This is a genomic window from Larsenimonas rhizosphaerae (genome assembly GCF_026240105.1).
GTDB lineage: Bacteria > Pseudomonadota > Gammaproteobacteria > Pseudomonadales > Halomonadaceae > Larsenimonas > Larsenimonas rhizosphaerae.
Genome location: NZ_JAPIVE010000001.1, coordinates 905,503 through 924,534, shown reverse-complemented (window position 1 = coordinate 924,534; position 19,032 = coordinate 905,503). Strand labels below are relative to the sequence as shown.

Here is a 19,032-nt window from a genome sequence, read left to right as displayed (position 1 = left end):
GCTATTCACCGACCGGGTGATGGGTCTTCCAGTGCTCTGCAATATCGATGCGGCGCGTTACCCAGACCCTGTCATGAGCGGCCACATGATCCATGAAGCGCTGCAGACCGCGGAAGCGGCCAGGTCGGCCGATCAGGCGGCTGTGAAGCCCGATGGACAGCATTTTTGGATGCTGTTTACCTTCCTCGTACAGAACATCGAACGCATCCTTCAGGTAATGAAAGAACTGATCGCCATTATGAAACCCCTGCGGCGTGGCAAAGCGCATGTCATTGGTATCGAGGGTATAAGGCACTACGAGGTGAGGTTTGGTCGTACCATCGTGGCATTGTACGCGGGTCCAGAAGGGCAGGTCGTCACCGTAATAATCCGAGTCGTAGGTAAAGCCGCCGTGCTCGACCACCAGCTGGCGGGTACGAGGACTGTCGCGGCCGGTATACCAGCCGGCTGGCGCGGCCCCGGTCAATCGTCTGAAAATCTCGACCGCGCGTGCCATGTGTTCCCGTTCCTGGTCGATGGGCATGTCCTGATAATGAATCCAGCGCCAGCCATGACAGGCGATTTCGTGGCCGCGGCTTAAAAAGGCGTCGGCCATTTCCGGATAGCGTTCAAGTGCCATGGCCACACCAAAGACGGTCAAAGGCCAGCCCCGACGGTCAAATTCCCGCAATACGCGCCATACTCCGGCCCGGGTGCCATATTCATACAGTGATTCCATGCTCATGTGGCGATCGGGATAGGCGGTGGCGCCAATGATGTCCGACAGAAAGACTTCGCTGGCATCATCACCATGCAGGACATTGTTTTCTCCGCCTTCCTCATGATTGAGCACGAACTGGACTGCGATACGGGCGTTGCCCGGCCACTGCGGATCAATGGGGTGCTCGCCATATCCCCTGAGGTCGCGCGGGTAGTGGGTATTCATGAACGGGTGTCCTCGTGAAGTCTGGCATAAAGGTGTGAATGCGGGCCGATGACCGGCTTGTCGATCGGCAGGGCGCGATCGTGCTGCTTGGCAGGTGAAAGGTCCAGTTGATCAAGGTGAACCAGCAGCTGTAGACCGGCGCTTACGCCATCAACGACAGGGCGGCCAAGTCGTTCCTGTAATCCGGGCGCCCAGGGAGCCATGCCGGCACAGCCCAGAATCAGGACATCGCTCTGGTCGGCGCTCAATAACTGTTCACTATCTTCCAGTACGCGTTGAAAGGCCGAATCGCTATCCAGGTCCAGCACGTTGATGCCGCTGGCATGGATGCCACCACAGTGTTGCGCATGGCCATATTCACGTACCAGCCGTCGTGCCAGCGGTACAGTGCGTGCCAGTGTGGTAATGATTGAGAAGCGTTCGCCGATCAGCCGGGCGCTGGCCATGGCGGCTTCTGCCATGCCGATGACCGGCCGCCGGGCAACCTCTCGGGCGGCGGCAATACCGGGATCACCGAAGCAGGCAATGACATGACCACGACACCCTGGGTGGTGGTGTTCGGCTTCGATGATGCGGGTTAAAAGACCTGGCACGGCAAGGGCTTCATCTGCATGCCCTTCAAGTGAAGCCGGGCCGCAGGGCGAGGTTGTGACCTCGATATCCAGCGCAGGAAAGCGGTGAGTGAGGGTGGTGACCAGCAGGTCGCTCATCGCCTGGCCGGTGTTGGGGTTGGCAATATGCCAGTTCATGATGCGTTCCTTGATGATGGTTTCGTACTGAAGAGCGTTTCGAAGTCGGGCAGGTCGGTATCGCGGGGTGTCATTTCGAGCCCCTGCTCAAGTGCTTCAAGGTGATGCTGCATCCATCGGGTCGCCTGGTCTGCTTCGCCCTCAGTGATCAGCGTGATCAATTCATCATGCTGACAGTGGCAGGGATGGGTATTGGCTGGAGGGTAAAGTGCGATCAACAGGGATGTGCGCGACACAAGCTGTGCCAGTGATTCCAGTAAGAGGGTGTTGTCGGCCGGTGTGAACAATCGAATATGAAATTCTCCGGACAGGCGAATGGCCTCCATGCGATTCCCCGTAGCAATGGCGCGCTTTTCCTGGTGGACTAGGGCTTCAAGGCGCTGGGTATCGGTGGCGGTGGTATGACGAACCACGGCCGGTATCAGGCCGCATTCAATGATGCGCCGCGCTTCGAATATCTCTCTGGCTTCTGCCGGGGTAGGGCTGGCCACGCGAGCACCTCGGTGTGGCGCCAGTACGATGAGTCCTTCCAGACTCAGGCGCTGCAGGGCACGGCGAATGCCGGTCCGACTGGTTGAAAGTGCCCGTGCCAGCGCATCTTCCGGCAGCCGGGCGCCGGGCCGGAGTCGTTGACCGATGATGGCCTGCCACAGGCTGACATAGACGGTGTCGTCAGGGAGTAGCTGCTGTATTCGAGTGGAGTCGAATAGATGACGTTGGTGTGCCTGGGTCATGTGATGCGCTCTTTTAGTAAGCCATGCTGTTATTTAAGCAGGAAGCGTGCCAGGTGTGTGTCGACAGAGTGCGCGCTGTTTTGTATACAATAAATGTCATTTCCTGCACACGATAAGTGCAGGGCGTGGCATTCATGCGCTGTTCAGGGGCATCGACAAGACTGACATGGCCCCTGGTGTATTTGAATGATGCGGAAATAGCGCCTTGAGCATCGGGTTGGCACGCCTTTTGTATACAAAAGGACCACACCTTGTGTTCTCACCGCTTTGGAGCCGCAGCATGGATAACAATTACAACACGCGTGACTGGAGTCCGACGCTTTACAACGACGATCTGGGGCCGGTTCGGCAGAAGTGGACGGCCTATAATATTTTCGCCTTCTGGATGTCTGATGTGCACAGCGTGGGGGGCTACGTGTTCGCCGCCAGTCTGTTCGCGCTGGGTCTGGCCGGCTGGCAGGTGCTCGTATCCCTGCTGGTAGGCATCGGCATCGTCCAGGTGGTTGCCAATCTGATGGCGCGTCCCAGTCAGCGTACCGGTGTGCCCTTTCCTGTGGTATGTCGCCTGTCCTTTGGCATCAGGGGTGCCAATGTGCCAGCTGTCATCCGTGGCCTGATTGCTGTCGTGTGGTATGGCATTCAGACCTACCTGGCCTCCAGCGCACTGGTTCTGGTGTTGTTGCGTTGGGTTCCATCGCTTGAACCTCTGGCCGGGCAGTATTTTCTGGGGCTGTCGCTGCTGGGCTGGATCGGGTTTTCAATCATGTGGGTGCTTCAGGCGCTGGTGTTCTGGCATGGCATGCATGCCATCAAGCGGTTTATCGACTGGGCCGGGCCTGCGGTCTATGCGGTCATGTTTCTGCTGGCTGGCTGGATTGTGTACAAGGCTGGCTGGAGCAACATCAGCTTTTCGATCGGCAGCAAAGAGTTGAGCGGAATGGATGCGGTGTGGCAGATGGTGGTCGCTGCGGCGCTGGTAGCAGGTTACTTTTCAGGACCAACCCTCAATTTTGGCGACTTTTCGCGGTATTGCCGCAGTGAGGCAGACGTTCGGCGCGGCAATTTCTGGGGCCTGCCAGTCAATTTCCTGCTGTTCTCGGTCATTACGATCGTGGTGGTATCCGGAACCCCCGCCGTGTTTGGCGAGATGATCAGCGATCCGGTAGAGACGGTGGCTCGCATCGATAATGCAACGGCTGCGGCACTGGGTGTGCTGACATTCATCATTGCCACCGTTGGCATTAATATCGTGGCCAACTTCGTGTCACCGGCATTCGACTTTGCTCACGTCGCACCGCAGCGTATCAGCTGGCGGACCGGGGGCATGATTGCGGCCATCGGCTCGATATTCATTACGCCCTGGAACCTGTTCAATAATCCGGACATCATCCATTACACCGTCGATCTGCTGGCGGCCCTCATTGGCCCGATCTACGGCATTGTATTGCTGGATTACTACCTGCTGAAGCGTCAGAAGGTCGATGTGAACGCGTTGTTCATTGATGACAGTCAGGGCGCCTATTACTTCCAGGGGGGGGTCAACTTCGAAGCGGTTAAAGCTCTTCTGGTCGCTGGAGTCGTTACGATCATCATTAATTTCATACCGGCACTGGGTGATCTTCGTCACTTTTCCGTCTTCATTGGCGGGTTGCTGGCGGCCGGGTGTTACGGGCTGTTTTCCGAGTACTGGCTGGGAGCTGCCACTGCAGGGCGCCGTGTCGTGGTTCCGACCGGAAGCCGCGTATAACGTGCCATTTCCTGAATCTGATGGGTATCGGGGCCTGACAGGGCCCCTTTTTATTGTCAGGCGTTTAATTTTTTCAAGCGAGTGCCGATACCGGAAAGGCGGTTAATACTGTCGGATGGCGCCCATGGATCGGGGCAGCATCCCTGCAGGGTATCAACAACTCCCAAGCATGGATTAAACGAACATGACAGTTGCGGATCGATTCAAGAGCGTAAGATATCGTCTCATTGGTGCCTTCGGCAGTGGCGTGGTCGTCGTGGTTGCTCTTGGCCTTTTTGGTGCCTATGGCATTCACGAAGCCAACGGTGACCTTGAACGGGTCTACAAGAACAACCTGATTGCCACCCAGTCTCTGGGCACCATCAAGAGTGAATTGTCCGAAATTCGCGGCAAGTCACTGAGCATGACCACCCTCAGGGATGATGCTCAGTCGGCGGAGATCCTCAAGGCGGTGCAGGCCTCCCAGGATGCGGTCAATACCAGCCTGGCCGCATATTATCCGGCCATGGTGTCATCGGGTGAGGAGCGTGAGGTCGCCATACGCTTCATCAATACCTATGATGCGATGTCCGCAGGACTTGAGCGGATGCTCGCGGCCATTCGCGCCTCCAATTATGACCAGGCTCGAGATCTGTACGTCAGTGACGTGAGGGCCAGCTTTCATGAAGCCCGCGACATCAGCAACCAGCTTCTGGCCATTCAGAACGATCAGTCCGCCACCTTTTACGCCAATTCCATGGCACGTTCGAATACTGAGCAGTGGGTTATCTGGCTGGCCATCGTCGTGGCGGCTGTTTCCACGGCAATCGTCGGTCTCTGGACCATTCGTTCGGTCATTGCCCCCTTGTTGAAAGCACGCGAACTGGCGGCCTCCATTGCCGAGGGTGAGCTGGACAACGACATTGATACGCGTCGTGCTGACGAGTTTGGCGACATGCTGCGTGGCCTGCATGCGATGCAGCAGCGCCTTTCTGCGGTAGTAACGCGCATGCACAGTAACTCCGAGTCCGTGCAGGTGGCAGCGAAGGAAATTGCCTCCGGTAATGACGATTTGAGTCGTCGTACCCAGGAGCAGGCTGCCAGTCTTGAGCAGACGGCGGCCTCCATGGAGGAGATGACATCGACGGTACGTCAGAACGCCGATAACGCTCAGCAGGCCAATCAACTGGCAGCCAGTGTCAGTGAAAAGGCAGTGCATGGCGGTGAAGTGGTTGGCAAGGCCGTTCAGGCGATGGAGGAGATCAACGCCTCCAGTAAGAAGATTGCCGATATTATCGGTCTGATTGATGAAATTGCGTTTCAGACCAATCTGTTGGCACTGAATGCTGCCGTTGAAGCAGCACGGGCCGGCGAACAGGGTCGTGGGTTTGCAGTAGTGGCTTCGGAAGTCCGGAATCTGGCGCAGCGCAGCGCCAAGGCCGCCAAGGAAATTACAGGGCTGGTCGAGGAAAGTGTGGTGCGTGTCGAGTCAGGCTCCAAACTGGTCAGCCTGTCCGGCGACACGCTGGCGGACATCGTCGCCAGCGTCAAGCAGGTCAGCGGCATCGTGGCCGAGATTACCCATGCAAGTCAGGAACAGTCGACCGGTATCGACCAGGTGAATCAGGCTGTTTCACAGATGGACCAGGGCACGCAGCAAAATGCCGCGCTTGTTGAAGAAGCGGCGGCTGCGAGCCGAACACTTGAAGAGCAGGCCGAGGAGCTTCGCCAGGAAGTGGCCTTCTTCAAGCTGGGGCGTGCGGTAGCCAGTACCGGTGGGCAGAGGAAGGCCGCGCCGTCTTCACGTCCGGCAGTACCACCGGCGGCCAGGGCTTCAAGGCCTGCTGCGGCCTCGGCTCCAGGAAGGCTTCCGGCTGCGAAGGCACATCGACGCGAGGCTGTCTCTGCAGTGGGCAATGATGATGACTGGGAAACCTTTTAACGCTTTACCCCTGTTTCAACGACTGATGTAAACATCTTCATGATGGTGTAGTCCCCGCTTGCCGCGCATGGAATGCCAAGGTTCCTGCGCGGCCTTTTTATTGTCGCCATTCAGGGCGTGACAGGCAGTGCCAGAAACTTCTCCATGATACGGGTATCCCTATAGCGTTCGTAAAGTTCCGGATCGGCAGAAATGTCAGGAGGGTTGTCAAGACCTTCACGTATCCTGGCGGCCAGTGACGCAATGGTGTCATCTGCGATCAGGCGCGCCTGATCATTGATCAGTACATTGCGAATACCGCCGGGCACATCCGGTGCTACACAGGGGGTGCCGCAAATCATGCTTTCTGCCAGCACGATACCGAATGCCTCACTGCGCGAACTAAGGATGAACAGGCGTGCGTGCTTCATCCAGGGGTAGGGGTTAACGCGGCTTCCGATCAGGTGGATGCGGTCCTCCGCATTGTGCTCACGAATCACGGCTTCGACATGGGGGCGCATGGGGCCATCACCGACAATGACCAGATCTTCATCAATGCCGGCAGCGAGATAGGCTTTAACCAGAACGTCCTGTCGCTTGACGTTTGACAGGCGGCACACTTGCACTACAAAGGGACGAGAAGGAAGTTCTACCGCCTCATTGGCCCGCTCCCTGATGCCGTCGATATCACACACATTGCCGATGGTCGTCCAGCGTGCTGGTGAGATCCCGTAGAAGGCCAGCTGTTCTTCCAGTTGGCGGCGAACGTTTGGCGTATTGCAGACTACCTGTTTGCCTTCATAAAGCCTTCGCAGATAGAACCCTCGGAGGCGACCGCCGTATTCACCAGGCCAGGATACCGTAACCTGCCAGAGCCGAGGATCACGCCAGGACCACACGGTTTCAAAGGCGCCCTGGCCGCGCATGATAATTCGATCCAGCGGACCATGATCATGTTCCAGCGCAGCTACAAAGCGTTTCAGATAGCGCCCGCCGTACCAGCCGCGCCACACAAAGCCTGACCCCTTCATGAGGGGGGACAGCAGTGCACGGGTAGCAAGATCGTACAGCAGACCTATACCGGTTTTACGAAAGGCCTTGTCGAAGTCCTTTCGGTGGACGTGAACACCCGGGTCCGGTGTCAGTTCATGTCCGCCCTTGAGAACCAGAATGTGAACCTCATGTCCCTCGCGGTGAAGCACATTGGCCAGATTGATTGTATTGCGTTCAATGCCGCCAATACTGAGTTTGCGAACTACCAGAAGAACACGCTGAGACATGACACATTGCCAACCATGGGAGAGGTCAACATGGTAGCGCACTCGTTAATACGCGCTCAAATTTCCCGGGCCCACCCGTCAAGGAACGCCTTTGTTTCAATGCATCTAAAGAATTCCGTAGACCGAATGGCCGCCTGAAAGTAAGGATCCCTTTCTACTGCAAACCGTGATGTAAAGCCGGAACGTCTGGCTTTCCTGCGCTGTTGGCGGGGTGAAAACCGATATGATAAATCACTCATGCTGTCCAGCAGTAATGCCTTGTGTTTTTGAAGCTCCGGGCTTAGCACGTGATGGTATGGGGCTGGTGCGTCATGGAACAGTTGCTTGACTGCGATACTGTCGGGTGGCGTCCAGGCTGGCTGACAGGCGGGCCCTGGTGGATAGCCCCCTTGATAGTGATTGGCGTACATCAGGATGGCCTCTGGCTGATGGTCGCTATCGGCCAGTGCCAATGCAAGTGCCAGCGAAGCTGCCTGGTGATCCGGGTGGGGATCGAATTCGGGGTCTGTCACCAGAATCGTGGCAGGCTTTATCTCATGGATCAGCTCGGTCAGGGGGGCGATGATGTCCTGGCGCACAAGGCCTGACGAGGAGGGCGACGGAAGCCTTCGATGATTATGCTGGCGCAGTGACTCGACCGGTATATCGGGTGTAATGGTCTGCTGGTCGTGAACAAGTGCCCATCCCATGCCGTCCGGCATGCCGATCAGTGTGGAACGTTCAGGCGTGATGCCTGATAGCAGCGGTGTGGCGATGACATTCCAGGTCCGCCACTGCGCCTTGCGTTGCCGGGCGGCTTCAAGTGTATCGTCCAGCCCCGAAAGGTATTGACGCTCCAGACTTTTCAGTTTTTCTCCAGCAGACAGGGTGACAATATAGGTGTCATCTGCGTGGGTGGTATAAAGCCCTCCTGCTGCCAGTTCCGCATCGTCCGGATGAGGCGCAATGACAAGCCATGGCCCCTTGAGCTGCGGGCGTGGCCAGAGTCTTGTCACCGGCGTGCTGCTGAGTGTGGCGCCTTTCAGCGTCAACCTCATTTCCGCGTGTATCGTTTCTTCATGGAGTGGCCAGGTCAGGCGCTGTTCAATGTGGTCTCGGTCCAGCGTGAATACGACCTCGGGTTGTCCTGGCTGATGGAGCGTCGCAGTCGGCAGGGGTTGCTGCCATGGTCGCCGTGATACACCAATATTGAAGGTGATATCCAGTGTTCCACCGTGGACGAGGCTGAAAGAGGCGCTGTCCTTTCCTGTGGCGCGGGTTTCCAGAAGGGTCATCTTGTTGTTCCATAATGGTGTAGATGGGACACCATGTTATCGACATAACGATCAAACCCGAATCGTTCGCGAACAAGTGCCTGCCCTGCGATACCCATGTTCTTTCGTCGTGTCTCATCCAGAAGCAGTTCAGCGGTTGCATCTGCAAGCTGCTTTGGCGATACCCCGAGCGGTGCCCTGAGGGTATCGGTATCAGGGTCATACACCTGTTCCGGAATACTTTCATGATTCGCATGCAGGGTGACGGAGGCTGGGGCTTCCGTGCAGGGTAATGTCATGCCGGTAATTCCTTCGCTCAGGGTTTCCGGCAGTCCGTCTACCCGGCTTCCAATCACAGGGCATCCTGCTGCTGCAGCTTCCACACTGACCAGGCCAAAGGTTTCTCGAAAGGATGGGCACAGCAGTATGTCAAATTCAGCCATTCGGGCGTTGATGTCGCTGCAGTAGCCGTGAAACCGTACGGCACCCTCCAGACCAAGTGATGCGCACTCCTGTCTCAGAGCTGCTTCCATCATACCGGTACCGATGATGTGAAGTTCAACGTCAAGCCCACGATCCCTGATTATTTTCAATGCCTTGAGAGCAATGGGAAATCCCTTGACGGGGACCAGCCGACCTACCATCCCCAGCCGATATCGATGCTTTTGTCTGGCTGGGCGATCAGTCGTCGCTTCACAAGTAACCTTCTGCCCGGGCATCAGGGGGTTATGTTGGACGATCAATGGAACATGATCCACACCCCAGCGCAGCTCCAGCATGCGGCGGGTGGCGTTGGATACACAGATCACTGCCTCGCAGGCCCTCAGGTGATCAAGCCGGGCTGCGCTGGGGTTTGAGCGCCAGGCAGAGCCGTGGTCGTAATGAATGGTGGTGGCACCCAGTTTGCGATGGGCCTTGATCAATGGCACTGCATTGAGCTGTGACCAGCTCAGCAGTACGTCCGGCCTGTCGTGTTGTTTCAGTGCGCGTGTCAGGCTATGCGTACGTACATGTGTCAGCGCGCCGGGGATACGCACTCTTCCGGGCTTTTTATAGCTCATGACGGGCACGCTTTTCTGCATTTTCTGCTGGATTGCGGGCGCAATATGCGTCCCCTTGTTGACCAGCAGATTGTGATGGCCCCGGGCTTCCAATGCGTGCACCAGGCTAGCACTCAACAGGCCAATGCCACCGGCTACATTGAAACTTGCGAAATGAGAGATATTCATGAGTATCGTTTACCGCAGAGCTAATTGAAACACTGTTTTTTAACAATGGGAGCATACTACGTAACGTCGGTAACAAAGCAAGCGAAAGCGCCGGAAATTGATCCGGCGCTTTCGTCATGAAAAGGTCTGCCGATTACAGCCAGAACAGGGTGATCAGACCATAAGCCATGAAGGTAACGATCAGCGTACCGGCCAGATTCAATGCCAGACCGGCTGAAATCATCGACCCTATCCGCATTTTTCCTGTAGCGAAAACAATGGCATTGGGCGGCGTGGCGACCGGCATCATGAAGGCGCAGCTGGCTGCAATGGCAGCCGGCACGGTTATCAGGAGTACAGGCACGTTCAATGACAGGGCAAGCGCGCCCAGTAGCGGCAGGAAGGCTGCTGCGGTCGCTGTATTGGAGGTCACTTCCGTCAGAAAGATAATTACCAGAACAATGGCAAGTATAAGTAGTACCAATGGCAATATGCCGAAGATTGACAGATGCGCCGCTATCCATTCTGCCAGCCCCGAGCTTTTCACCGCACCGGCCAGGGACAGGCCACCACCAAACAGCAACAGTACGCCCCAGGGCAATTCGCTGGCATTATCCCAGCTCATCAACCGAGACTGATCCGGCTGGCCGGAGGGCATGAGGAACAGCCCCACACCGATAATCATGGCAATGCCGGTATCCGATAGCCATTCCATGCCCAGGTCATTGATAAGGGGGCGTAGAATCCAGAGTACCGCCGCTACGACAAATGTGACGGCGACACGCTTTTCGGCATGACTCATTGGCCCGAGTTCCTTGAGCTTGTCCTCGAACAGGGTTCTGCTCTGTTCACCATTGCCATGATCTGCAATGCCACGCGTCAGCCACCACCAGGTCAGCGCCATCATGGCGAGGGCAATGGGCAGGCCGACGATCATCCACTGCGCAAAGCCGATATCCATGTTCTGATCCGTGGACAGGTAGCCGGCAAGAAGCGCATTGGGGGGCGTGCCGATCAAAGTGGCAACGCCACCGATGCTGGCCGAGTAGGCGATGGCCAGTAACAGTGACGTGCCATACCGATCCATGCCTTCCTGTTTTTGATCATTCAACAGCGTAATGACGGACATGCCAATGGGCAGCATCATGATGGCCGTTGCCGTATTGGAAACCCACATGCTCATGAAGCCGGTGGCCAGCATGAACCCGGCAATCTGTCGCCTGGGAGAGTGTCCCACCTTCAGCAGGATATTGAGCGCAAGTCGGCGGTGCAGGTTCCAGTACTGCATGGCCAGCCCCAGCAGGAAGCCCCCCAGAAACAGAAAGATGATGGGGTTGGCATAGGGTGCCGTGGCAGTCTTTACATCGCCGATGCCCATGGCGGGTATCAGAATGATCGGCAACAGGGATGTGACCGGGATGGGGATGGCTTCGGTTGACCACCAGGTGGCCATCAGCAGTGCCAGACCTATGCAGTGCCACGCGGGCGGGGGCATCGAGGCGGGTGGGGGAATCAAAAGTACCAGTACGGCAAAGACAAACCCTATAATGAGCCCTATTCTAGGCGCAGTAAGTACATCTGCTTTCCTGTCCATGTATGGTCGTCCTTTATTGACATGTAGGTTCGGAAAGCGTGGTGCATCTTTCCGGCATGGGACACTTTGGCATATAAGCCTTTGGTATAATGTGTTTTCATTGTCGGTCATGGTGGGCGGCTTTGGCCCACTCCTTTTGAAAGTGTGTTGAATGGAGGTGAAGCAATGATTCTGGTAACCGGTGGCGCTGGCTATATCGGATCACACACCGTGGTAGCGCTCATGGAGGCGGGCCACGATGTGCTGGTACTCGACAACCTTTGCAATTCAAGCCAGCAGGCGCTTGAGCGCGTTGCAACACTGGTAGGCCGCGAAGTGCCTTTCATGGAAGGTGATATTCGTAATGAAGCATTGCTTGATCGACTGTTCGAAACGCATGACATTACCTCTGTTGTTCATTTCGCCGGTCTGAAGGCCGTCGGTGAGAGTGTCGCCAAGCCGATCAAATACTATGACAACAATGTCAGCGGTACGCTGATACTCTGTCGTGCAATGGATCGAGCCAACGTTCGCAATATTGTGTTCAGTTCTTCTGCGACGGTATACGGTGATCCGGCCACCGTGCCGATAACCGAAGACTTCCCGACGGCTGCGACCAATCCTTACGGTCGCTCCAAGCTGATGGTTGAAGAAATTCTGCGGGATCTCGCCGTGGCTGATGACAGCTGGCGTATCTGCCTGCTGCGTTACTTCAATCCGGTAGGGGCGCATGAAAGTGGCCGGATTGGTGAAGATCCTCAGGGCATCCCGAATAATCTGGTGCCGTTTATCAGCCAGGTCGCTATCGGGCGCCGTGATGAGCTTTCCGTCTTCGGCAGTGATTACAACACCAGCGATGGCACCGGGGTGCGGGACTATATCCACGTTACCGACCTGGCGGATGGCCACCTCAAGGCGATTGAATACCTTGAGCGCAATGAAGGGGTCTTTACCTTCAATCTGGGAACCGGCCAGGGGTATAGCGTGCTTGAAATGGTCAAGGCCTTCGAAAAGGCCAGTGAGCGCAATGTACCCTATGCGCTCAAGCCGCGTCGTCCTGGCGATATTGCTGAATGCTACGCTGAACCCGGGTATGCCGAGCAGGAGCTTGGCTGGAAAGCCCGGAAAGGCATAGAAGACATGATGGTAGATACATGGCGGTGGCAATATAATAACCCGCAAGGGTATGCCGAATAAGCAGTTGGCAGCGTATTTGAAGTCTTAATGTAAAGCGGGCCTGACAAACGCGTTTATCAGTCTGTCGTCCGCATGAAAAAACAGATGTACAAAGGAAGCTACATTGAAAATTACAGTCTTTGGTACCGGTTATGTTGGTCTGGTGACAGGTACATGTCTTGCTGATGTGGGTCACGACGTTGTGTGCATGGACGTCGATGCCGACAAGATCTCTCGTCTGGAGCAGGGTGAAATTCCCATTTTCGAGCCTGGTCTCTCCACCATGGTCGAACGCAATGTGTCCTCCGGTCGCCTGCGCTTTACTACCGATGCCGAGGCCGCAGTGGCTCATGGCGTGCTTCAGTTCATTGCCGTTGGTACGCCTCCGGATGAAGATGGCAGTGCTGATCTCAAGTATGTGCTGGCCGTGGCATCGACCATTGGCGAGTACATGCAGGACTACAAGGTTGTCATTGACAAGTCCACGGTGCCCGTCGGTACTGCGGATCGCGTGACTGCTGCCCTGCAGGCCAAGCTTGATGAGCGTGGCGCCTCGCTTTCCTTTGACGTGTGCTCCAATCCCGAGTTCTTGAAGGAAGGTGCTGCGATCGAAGACTTTACGCGTGGTGCGCGTATCGTGGTTGGTACTGATTCCGACAAGGTCGTTGAGCTGATGCGTGAATGTTACGGCCCATACAACCGTAACCATGACAAGCTGATGTTCATGGATGTTCGTGCGGCTGAGCTGACCAAGTATGCGGCAAATGCCATGCTGGCCACCAAGATCAGCTTCATGAACGAGATCTCCAACCTGGCAGAGCGTCTGGGTGCGGATGTTGAAGCCGTGCGTCGCGGTATCGGCAGTGATCCGCGTATCGGCTATCAGTTCATTTATCCGGGGTGTGGCTACGGTGGCTCCTGTTTCCCGAAGGATGTTCAGGCGCTGGCTCGCACCGCCTCACAGGTCGGGTACGAAGCCGAATTGCTCAACTCGGTGGAAGCCGTTAACTACCGCCAGAAAACAACGTTGTTCCGCAAGCTGTCTGCTGCCTTCAACGGTGAGTTGAAGGGCAAGACAATTGCTGTCTGGGGCCTTGCCTTCAAACCCAATACCGATGACATGCGCGAAGCGCCCAGCCGTACCCTGATGGAAGCCATCTGGGAAGCCGGTGGTCGAGTTCAGGCATATGACCCTGAAGCCATGAAGGAATGTCGCCGCATTTATGGCGATCGCGATGATCTGGTACTCGTGGCGGATCAAAGCCAGGCAGTACGCGGCGCTGATGCGCTGGTGATCGTTACCGAGTGGAAGGAATTCCGTACGCTTGACTTCAACTGGCTCAAGGATCAGCTGTCACTGCCGGTTCTGATCGATGGTCGTAACCTGTATGAGCCTGATGCCGTTCATGAGGCTGGTCTCATGTATTATGCGATCGGTCGTGGAGAGTCTCTCAAGCTGAATAACGCCTGAGAGGGTCATCAATGAAGGTATGTCCCGACAAGACGGCTGCCATTGCAATTCGCCAGGTAGAAAAGAATACCGGCGCCAGCCGTAATGCTTTCGAGCAGGCTGCAGCACTTCAGTCCCTGGGATACCGCGTTACCATTCTGGCCGAGCGTGCTCGGCCAGACCTGATCCGCGCCAGCGGTGTACGTTATGTGCACTGCTGGCGTTTTCCGTTCAAGGGCGCTATACGACGGTTCTGGTTCAACAGGCAGGTGCAGTGCTGGGCTCGGCGACATGCGCCAACGCTTCTCGTCAGTCACGGCGATGTTGAAACGCCGGATGTGGTCTACATGCACAACTGTGTACATCTGGCCAGCCAGCGAATCAACAAGGCACCACTTCCCAGGAATCATGAAGTAGCAGCAATACATGATCATGTCCTGAGTCGGGGGCGTTTTCGGCGCGTCGCGGTCAATTCACGTCTGATGGGCGATGAGTTGGTTTCCCGATACGGTATACCTGACCACCAGATTGAGATCAGCTACCCTGGCTATGATGCCCATCGGTTCAACCCCGTGAGCGCCAGAGCTGGCCGTGAAGCCGTGCGTCAGGCGATGGGGGTTGCCGATCACTGTTTTCTGGTCGGGCTGGTAACGTCAGGGAATTTCAAAAAACGCAACGTTGATGGCTTGATTACATTGGCTTCGGTGCTTTTGAAGCAGCAGGAAGCCTTTCATTTTCTGATCGTTGGCAAGGACGATCCAGCGCCTTATCAGGCACGCATAAGGCAACTCGGCCTGGAAGCCCATTTCAGTTGGCGCACGACCATTGATGAAGTGGAAACCCTTTATGGCGCTCTGGATCTGTTCATTCTCCCGGCGCACATCGAGGAGTTTGGGCGGGTGGCTCTGGAAGCCATGGCCTGTGCAACACCTGTGATGTTGTCACGCTACGTGGGTGCTTCCGAACTGATTGCCGATCGCTGGCCGGACCTTGTGATCGACCCTGATCAGGTCGAGTCGCATGTCAGTCAGATCCTTGCCTTGCTGAATGATGAGGCTCGCTGCAGATCAACAGGTGAGGCCATGGCGGAATTGGCTACTCACTACTCACATGAACAACAGGCCCGCAAGCTGGTGGCTTCTTTCGAGTCGCTGGTGGATATGCCTCAGGGGTAAATAATGTCGGCAATATGGCTTTGGGTCATTCTGGCAGCGTGTATCTTGACCGTGGCCGGACTTGCCCTGTATGCGCACAGGCTCTGGAAAGAGGTGCGTGTGCGCCAGGCGAGGGCCGCCAGTGAGGTTGAGCGTGCTCGTGTACAGTGCCTGGCTAACCTGGATGTGATTTCAAGGGCGATGCTGGCAGATCAGGTCGATCTGGTAGAAGGTGTGCTCAGGGCGTGTGTGATCATAGACATTCTGGATAGCACCCTGTTTGAACGTGAACCTCTGAAAGTGCTGCCTGAAATTCGCGAAAAAACCGCGCATCTGCATACCCATCAATCACGCTCGGAACTACCCGCACGTGAGCGCATGAAGGAGGATCGCGAGCGATTGAATATTGCCGGCAATTATCGTGATCGTATTCATGCAGCAGCCATGGAGCTGCAGGGGATGTGCAGTGGTCTGGGGGTTGAGGTCAAGGACGCCACATCTGGCACTTGATCTATTTTATGCTATTGTCTTGTGGAATATGCCCTGAAGGCTTTCATGATGCCCTTTTTCGGCCGCGCTTTCGATTAAGTCCATTGTTTGATAAACACATTGAAAACGCTGTTCGACTATTGCATCATTCCGGTGAACAGGGCAGTTTATAAGCGTGATAGGGGCCTGGCCTCTATTCAGGTGATGAGAGCAGAGAGTGCGACGCTTGGATTGCTCAATGGAGCGCGCCCTGACCCTTTGCTGTCATTAACGACCGGTTAGCATGAAGCTAACCTGGATGTATCCCGAAGGAGTTTTAAATGAATAAATCAGCGACTGGCTTACTGCTCGGTTCTGCACTTGTCATGGGCCTTTCCGGCTGTGCAAGCTCCAGCAGTTCCTCTACTGCAGGTTCTTCCGATCAACCCTGGTATTCCACTCCCTTCGTCTGTGGTCTGGCTGGTGGTCTGATCGGTGGTGGTATCGGTTACAGCGTCAGCGGCGACAGCGACGAGGAAACTGGTGGTGCCATCGGCGGTGTCGCCGGTGCAACAGCAGGCGCCATGCTTTGTGCTGACAATTCTCCGACGTCCATGGATTCCGATAATGATGGCGTGCCGGATGACCGTGATCAGTGCCCGGGTACACCGGCTGGCGTTGCAGTTGACGCACAGGGCTGCCCGCTTGATTCCGACAATGACGGTGTTGCTGACTATCAGGATCAGTGCCCGGGTACACCGGCTGGCGTAAGCGTTGATGCCAAGGGCTGCCCGCTTGATTCCGACGGTGATGGCGTGCCGGATTACCAGGACCAGTGCCCGAATACTCCGGCTGGTACCAAGGTAAATGCGCTGGGCTGCCCGGCCAATGTTGTCCTGCATGATGTCAACTTCAAGTTTGACTCCGCGCAGCTGACTTCCAGTGCCGAACAGATCCTGAACGGCGTTGCTCAGAAGCTGAACGGTAGCGACAGCGTTCGCGTTCGCGTTGAAGGTTATACCGACTCTGTTGGTTCTGACTCCTACAACAAGGACCTGTCTCAGCGTCGTGCTGATTCCGTCAAGAGCTACCTGGCAAGCCAGGGCGTTGACGCCAGCCGCATGGAAACCCAGGGTCTGGGTGAAACCAACTTTGTTGCTACCAACCAGACTGCAGAAGGTCGTGCGCAGAACCGTCGCGTAGAGCTTCGTCCGCTGGGTAGCGCAGGTGAGCTGAACTAAGCAGTTCCTTCGCCCGGCATCAGCCGAGCGCAAGCAGAAAGCCCCGGCCAATGCCGGGGCTTTTTTGTGTTGTCTGGACGGGCTTGCAGTGCCCCTGATAAGGTAGGCCGGCTTCACTGGCCAATGCCTGGGCTGAATCGCATACCGCCGTGTAAGGCGGGCAGGTTCAGAAAACGGCATTGGTCACCATCTATATGATTGTTCACGTGATCCTTGGTAGGGGTCACCACTGAACCAGAGGATTTTCAATGCCTGTTATAACCCTTCCCGACGGTTCTCAACGACGCTTCGATGCGCCTGTTTCCATCATGGGCGTAGCCGAGTCGATAGGTCCCGGGCTTGCCAAGGCTGCTGTCGCCGGAAAAATCAATGGCCAGCTTGTCGATGCAGCTGATGTGATTGAGCAGGATGCTGACGTAGCCATCATTACTGCGCGTGACCATGAAGGTCTCGAAATCATACGCCATACCTGTGCACACCTGCTGGGCCACGCAGTAAAACAGCTGTATCCGGACGCCAAAATGGCAATCGGTCCGGTCATTGATGATGGCTTTTACTACGACATCGATTTTGGTCAGTCCATTTCGGCAGATGATCTGGAAGCCATCGAAAAGCGCATGAAAGCGCTGATCGATACCAGTTATGATGTTGAGCGTGAATACGTAGGCAAGGACAAGGCTGAAGCCACGTTTGCAGCTCGGAACGAACCATACAAGCAGGAGATCGTTTCGGGCATCGGTGAAGGTGACACCATTCGTCTTTATCATCACCAGGAATATGTGGACATGTGCCGAGGTCCGCACGTGCCCAATACCCGTCACCTCAAGTCATTCAAGCTTTTGAAGCTTGCCGGCGCCTACTGGCGTGGAGATTCGACCAAGCCGATGCTGACTCGTATTTATGGCACGGCGTGGGGTGATAAAAAACAGCTCAAGGCATATCTGACACGGCTGGAAGAAGCGGAAAAGCGCGATCACCGCAAACTGGCCAAGCGCATGGATCTCTTCCATATGCAGGAAGAGTCACCGGGTATGGTATTCTGGCATCCGGGTGGCTGGTCCATCTGGCAGGTGGTTGAGCAATATCTGCGGGGTGTATACAAGCAGGGCGGTTATCAGGAAGTGCGCTGTCCGCAGGTCATGGATGTCTCACTCTGGAAGAAATCTGGACATTGGGACAACTATGCAGAGAACATGTTTTTCACCGAGTCAGAGAAACGTGAATACGCTCTGAAGCCCATGAACTGCCCGGGGCATGTTCAGTTGTTCAATCAGGGGCTCAAGAGCTACCGTGACCTGCCTGTTCGCTTTGGTGAATTTGGTGGTTGTCACCGTAACGAGCCATCCGGTGCACTGCATGGCATCATGCGTGTTCGTGCCTTTACCCAGGATGATGGCCACGTATTCTGTACTGAGCAACAGATCGAATCCGAGGTTACCGACTTCCATCGGCAGGCGCTCAAGGTGTATGGTGACTTCGGCTTTGATGATATCGAGGTGAAGATTGCCCTGCGCCCTGAAAAGCGGTTGGGTGATGATGAGGTCTGGGATCGTGCCGAAGGGGCACTTCGCAATGCTCTCTCGCAGTGTGATGTAACCTGGACCGAGCTTCCTGGGGAGGGCGCATTTTACGGGCCCAAGATCGAGTATCACATGAAGGATTGCCTGGGTCGTGAATGGCAGGTCGGTACCATGCAGGTTGATTTCATGATGCCGACAAGGCTTGGCGCCCAGTACGTGGCCGAGGATGGTAACCGTTATCCTCCTGTCATGCTGCACAGGGCCATTGTAGGATCGATGGAGCGCTTTATCGGTATCCTCATTGAACACTACGCTGGCAATCTGCCCAGCTGGCTTGCGCCAGTTCAGGCCGTTGTGATGAGTATCACGGATGCCCACTCGGAATATGCTCGCTCGGTAGTCGATCAGTTACAGTCTGCAGACGTTCGCGTCAAGTCGGACTTGAGAAACGAGAAGATTGGTTTTAAAATCCGGGAACATACGCTGATGAAAGTTCCTTATCTGCTGGTTATTGGTGATAAGGAAGTCGAGGCCGGTCACGTAGCGGTACGGACTCGTACCGGTGAAGACCTTGGAAGCATGCCGGTTTCGAAACTTCTTGCTACACTGTCTGACAGTGACAAGTAGTCTTTTCTTTTAAACATCATACGGAGA

15 protein-coding genes are annotated in these 19,032 nt (G+C 55.8%); 8 read left to right on the top strand and 7 right to left on the bottom strand.

Translation table 11 applies throughout. From position 1 onward, the window contains the following. Position 1: 1 nt before the first annotated feature. The 3 genes from puuE to OQ287_RS04315 are packed head-to-tail and all read right to left on the bottom strand — an operon-like array spanning position 2 to position 2,408. Positions 2–925 carry an allantoinase PuuE gene (puuE, locus tag OQ287_RS04325; RefSeq protein WP_265895703.1) on the bottom strand — a complete coding sequence of 308 codons (924 nt, stop codon included), beginning with the start codon at positions 923–925 and terminating at the stop codon, positions 2–4. After that, positions 922–1,674, bottom strand: a complete 753-nt coding sequence (locus OQ287_RS04320; protein ID WP_265895702.1) for an aspartate/glutamate racemase family protein — start codon at positions 1,672–1,674, stop codon at positions 922–924. The genes puuE and OQ287_RS04320 overlap by 4 nt, the downstream gene beginning before the upstream one ends. Then, on the bottom strand, positions 1,671–2,408 hold the full coding sequence (locus OQ287_RS04315) for a GntR family transcriptional regulator (RefSeq protein ID WP_265895701.1): 738 nt from the start codon (positions 2,406–2,408) through the stop codon (positions 1,671–1,673). The genes OQ287_RS04320 and OQ287_RS04315 overlap by 4 nt, the downstream gene beginning before the upstream one ends. A 280-nt stretch (positions 2,409–2,688) precedes the next feature. Here OQ287_RS04315 and OQ287_RS04310 point away from each other — a divergent pair, with 280 nt between their 5' ends. Together OQ287_RS04310 and OQ287_RS04305 are read left to right on the top strand one after the other, a co-directional pair. Beyond that, positions 2,689–4,155 (top strand): NCS1 family nucleobase:cation symporter-1, encoded by a 1,467-nt coding sequence (locus tag OQ287_RS04310; RefSeq protein WP_250936940.1) that lies wholly within the window; start codon positions 2,689–2,691, stop codon positions 4,153–4,155. A gap of 184 nt (positions 4,156–4,339) precedes the next feature. Then, complete coding sequence (locus OQ287_RS04305) at positions 4,340–6,076, top strand: methyl-accepting chemotaxis protein (RefSeq protein ID WP_265895700.1); 1,737 nt, start codon at positions 4,340–4,342, stop codon at positions 6,074–6,076. Between the two features lie 110 nt (positions 6,077–6,186). Here OQ287_RS04305 and OQ287_RS04300 read toward each other — a convergent pair whose 3' ends face one another. From OQ287_RS04300 to OQ287_RS04285, 4 genes are all read right to left on the bottom strand, one after another. Further along, on the bottom strand, positions 6,187–7,335 hold the full coding sequence (locus OQ287_RS04300; protein ID WP_250936935.1) for a glycosyltransferase: 1,149 nt from the start codon (positions 7,333–7,335) through the stop codon (positions 6,187–6,189). A gap of 56 nt (positions 7,336–7,391) precedes the next feature. Continuing rightward, entirely contained in the window at positions 7,392–8,609 is a 1,218-nt protein-coding gene (locus tag OQ287_RS04295; RefSeq protein WP_265895699.1) for a PIG-L deacetylase family protein, read from the bottom strand. Further along, positions 8,606–9,817 carry a glycosyltransferase family 4 protein gene (locus OQ287_RS04290; RefSeq protein WP_265895698.1) on the bottom strand — a complete coding sequence of 404 codons (1,212 nt, stop codon included), beginning with the start codon at positions 9,815–9,817 and terminating at the stop codon, positions 8,606–8,608. Before OQ287_RS04290 ends, OQ287_RS04295 begins: the two co-directional genes overlap by 4 nt. Positions 9,818–9,950: 133 nt before the next feature. After that, positions 9,951–11,390, bottom strand: a complete 1,440-nt coding sequence (locus tag OQ287_RS04285) for an SLC13 family permease (RefSeq protein ID WP_265895697.1) — start codon at positions 11,388–11,390, stop codon at positions 9,951–9,953. Positions 11,391–11,555: 165 nt separating this feature from the next. Between OQ287_RS04285 and galE the strand changes: the two genes are divergently transcribed. The 6 genes from galE (at position 11,556) to thrS (ending at position 19,005) form a co-directional block, all read left to right on the top strand. Then, positions 11,556–12,566, top strand: coding sequence for a UDP-glucose 4-epimerase GalE (galE, locus tag OQ287_RS04280; RefSeq protein ID WP_265895696.1), 1,011 nt, complete (start codon positions 11,556–11,558; stop codon positions 12,564–12,566). Positions 12,567–12,669: 103 nt separating this feature from the next. Continuing rightward, the gene (locus OQ287_RS04275) at positions 12,670–14,016 is read left to right on the top strand and encodes a UDP-glucose dehydrogenase family protein (protein ID WP_250936922.1); all 1,347 of its coding nucleotides are present in this window, start codon (positions 12,670–12,672) and stop codon (positions 14,014–14,016) included. Positions 14,017–14,027: 11 nt separating this feature from the next. Further along, positions 14,028–15,170, top strand: coding sequence for a glycosyltransferase family 4 protein (locus tag OQ287_RS04270; RefSeq protein ID WP_265895695.1), 1,143 nt, complete (start codon positions 14,028–14,030; stop codon positions 15,168–15,170). 3 nt (positions 15,171–15,173) lie between these two features. Next, on the top strand, positions 15,174–15,659 hold the full coding sequence (locus OQ287_RS04265; protein WP_250936920.1) for a DUF2489 domain-containing protein: 486 nt from the start codon (positions 15,174–15,176) through the stop codon (positions 15,657–15,659). Between the two features lie 299 nt (positions 15,660–15,958). After that, positions 15,959–16,858 (top strand): OmpA family protein, encoded by a 900-nt coding sequence (locus OQ287_RS04260; RefSeq protein ID WP_250936919.1) that lies wholly within the window; start codon positions 15,959–15,961, stop codon positions 16,856–16,858. A gap of 248 nt (positions 16,859–17,106) precedes the next feature. Beyond that, entirely contained in the window at positions 17,107–19,005 is a 1,899-nt protein-coding gene (thrS, locus tag OQ287_RS04255) for a threonine--tRNA ligase (RefSeq protein ID WP_250936918.1), read from the top strand. The last annotated feature ends 27 nt before the right edge of the window (positions 19,006–19,032 follow it).

Coding starts and splice junctions, on each gene's coding strand:
- OQ287_RS04310 (WP_250936940.1), top strand. CDS start 2,689: ATGGATAACAATTACAACACGCGTGACTGGAGTCCGACGCTTTACAAC.
- OQ287_RS04285 (WP_265895697.1), bottom strand. CDS start 11,390: ATGGACAGGAAAGCAGATGTACTTACTGCGCCTAGAATAGGGCTCATT.
- puuE (WP_265895703.1), bottom strand. CDS start 925: ATGAATACCCACTACCCGCGCGACCTCAGGGGATATGGCGAGCACCCC.
- thrS (WP_250936918.1), top strand. CDS start 17,107: ATGCCTGTTATAACCCTTCCCGACGGTTCTCAACGACGCTTCGATGCG.
- OQ287_RS04270 (WP_265895695.1), top strand. CDS start 14,028: ATGAAGGTATGTCCCGACAAGACGGCTGCCATTGCAATTCGCCAGGTA.
- OQ287_RS04265 (WP_250936920.1), top strand. CDS start 15,174: ATGTCGGCAATATGGCTTTGGGTCATTCTGGCAGCGTGTATCTTGACC.
- OQ287_RS04300 (WP_250936935.1), bottom strand. CDS start 7,335: ATGTCTCAGCGTGTTCTTCTGGTAGTTCGCAAACTCAGTATTGGCGGC.
- OQ287_RS04315 (WP_265895701.1), bottom strand. CDS start 2,408: ATGACCCAGGCACACCAACGTCATCTATTCGACTCCACTCGAATACAG.
- OQ287_RS04260 (WP_250936919.1), top strand. CDS start 15,959: ATGAATAAATCAGCGACTGGCTTACTGCTCGGTTCTGCACTTGTCATG.
- OQ287_RS04320 (WP_265895702.1), bottom strand. CDS start 1,674: ATGAACTGGCATATTGCCAACCCCAACACCGGCCAGGCGATGAGCGAC.
- OQ287_RS04295 (WP_265895699.1), bottom strand. CDS start 8,609: ATGACCCTTCTGGAAACCCGCGCCACAGGAAAGGACAGCGCCTCTTTC.
- OQ287_RS04290 (WP_265895698.1), bottom strand. CDS start 9,817: ATGAATATCTCTCATTTCGCAAGTTTCAATGTAGCCGGTGGCATTGGC.
- OQ287_RS04305 (WP_265895700.1), top strand. CDS start 4,340: ATGACAGTTGCGGATCGATTCAAGAGCGTAAGATATCGTCTCATTGGT.
- galE (WP_265895696.1), top strand. CDS start 11,556: ATGATTCTGGTAACCGGTGGCGCTGGCTATATCGGATCACACACCGTG.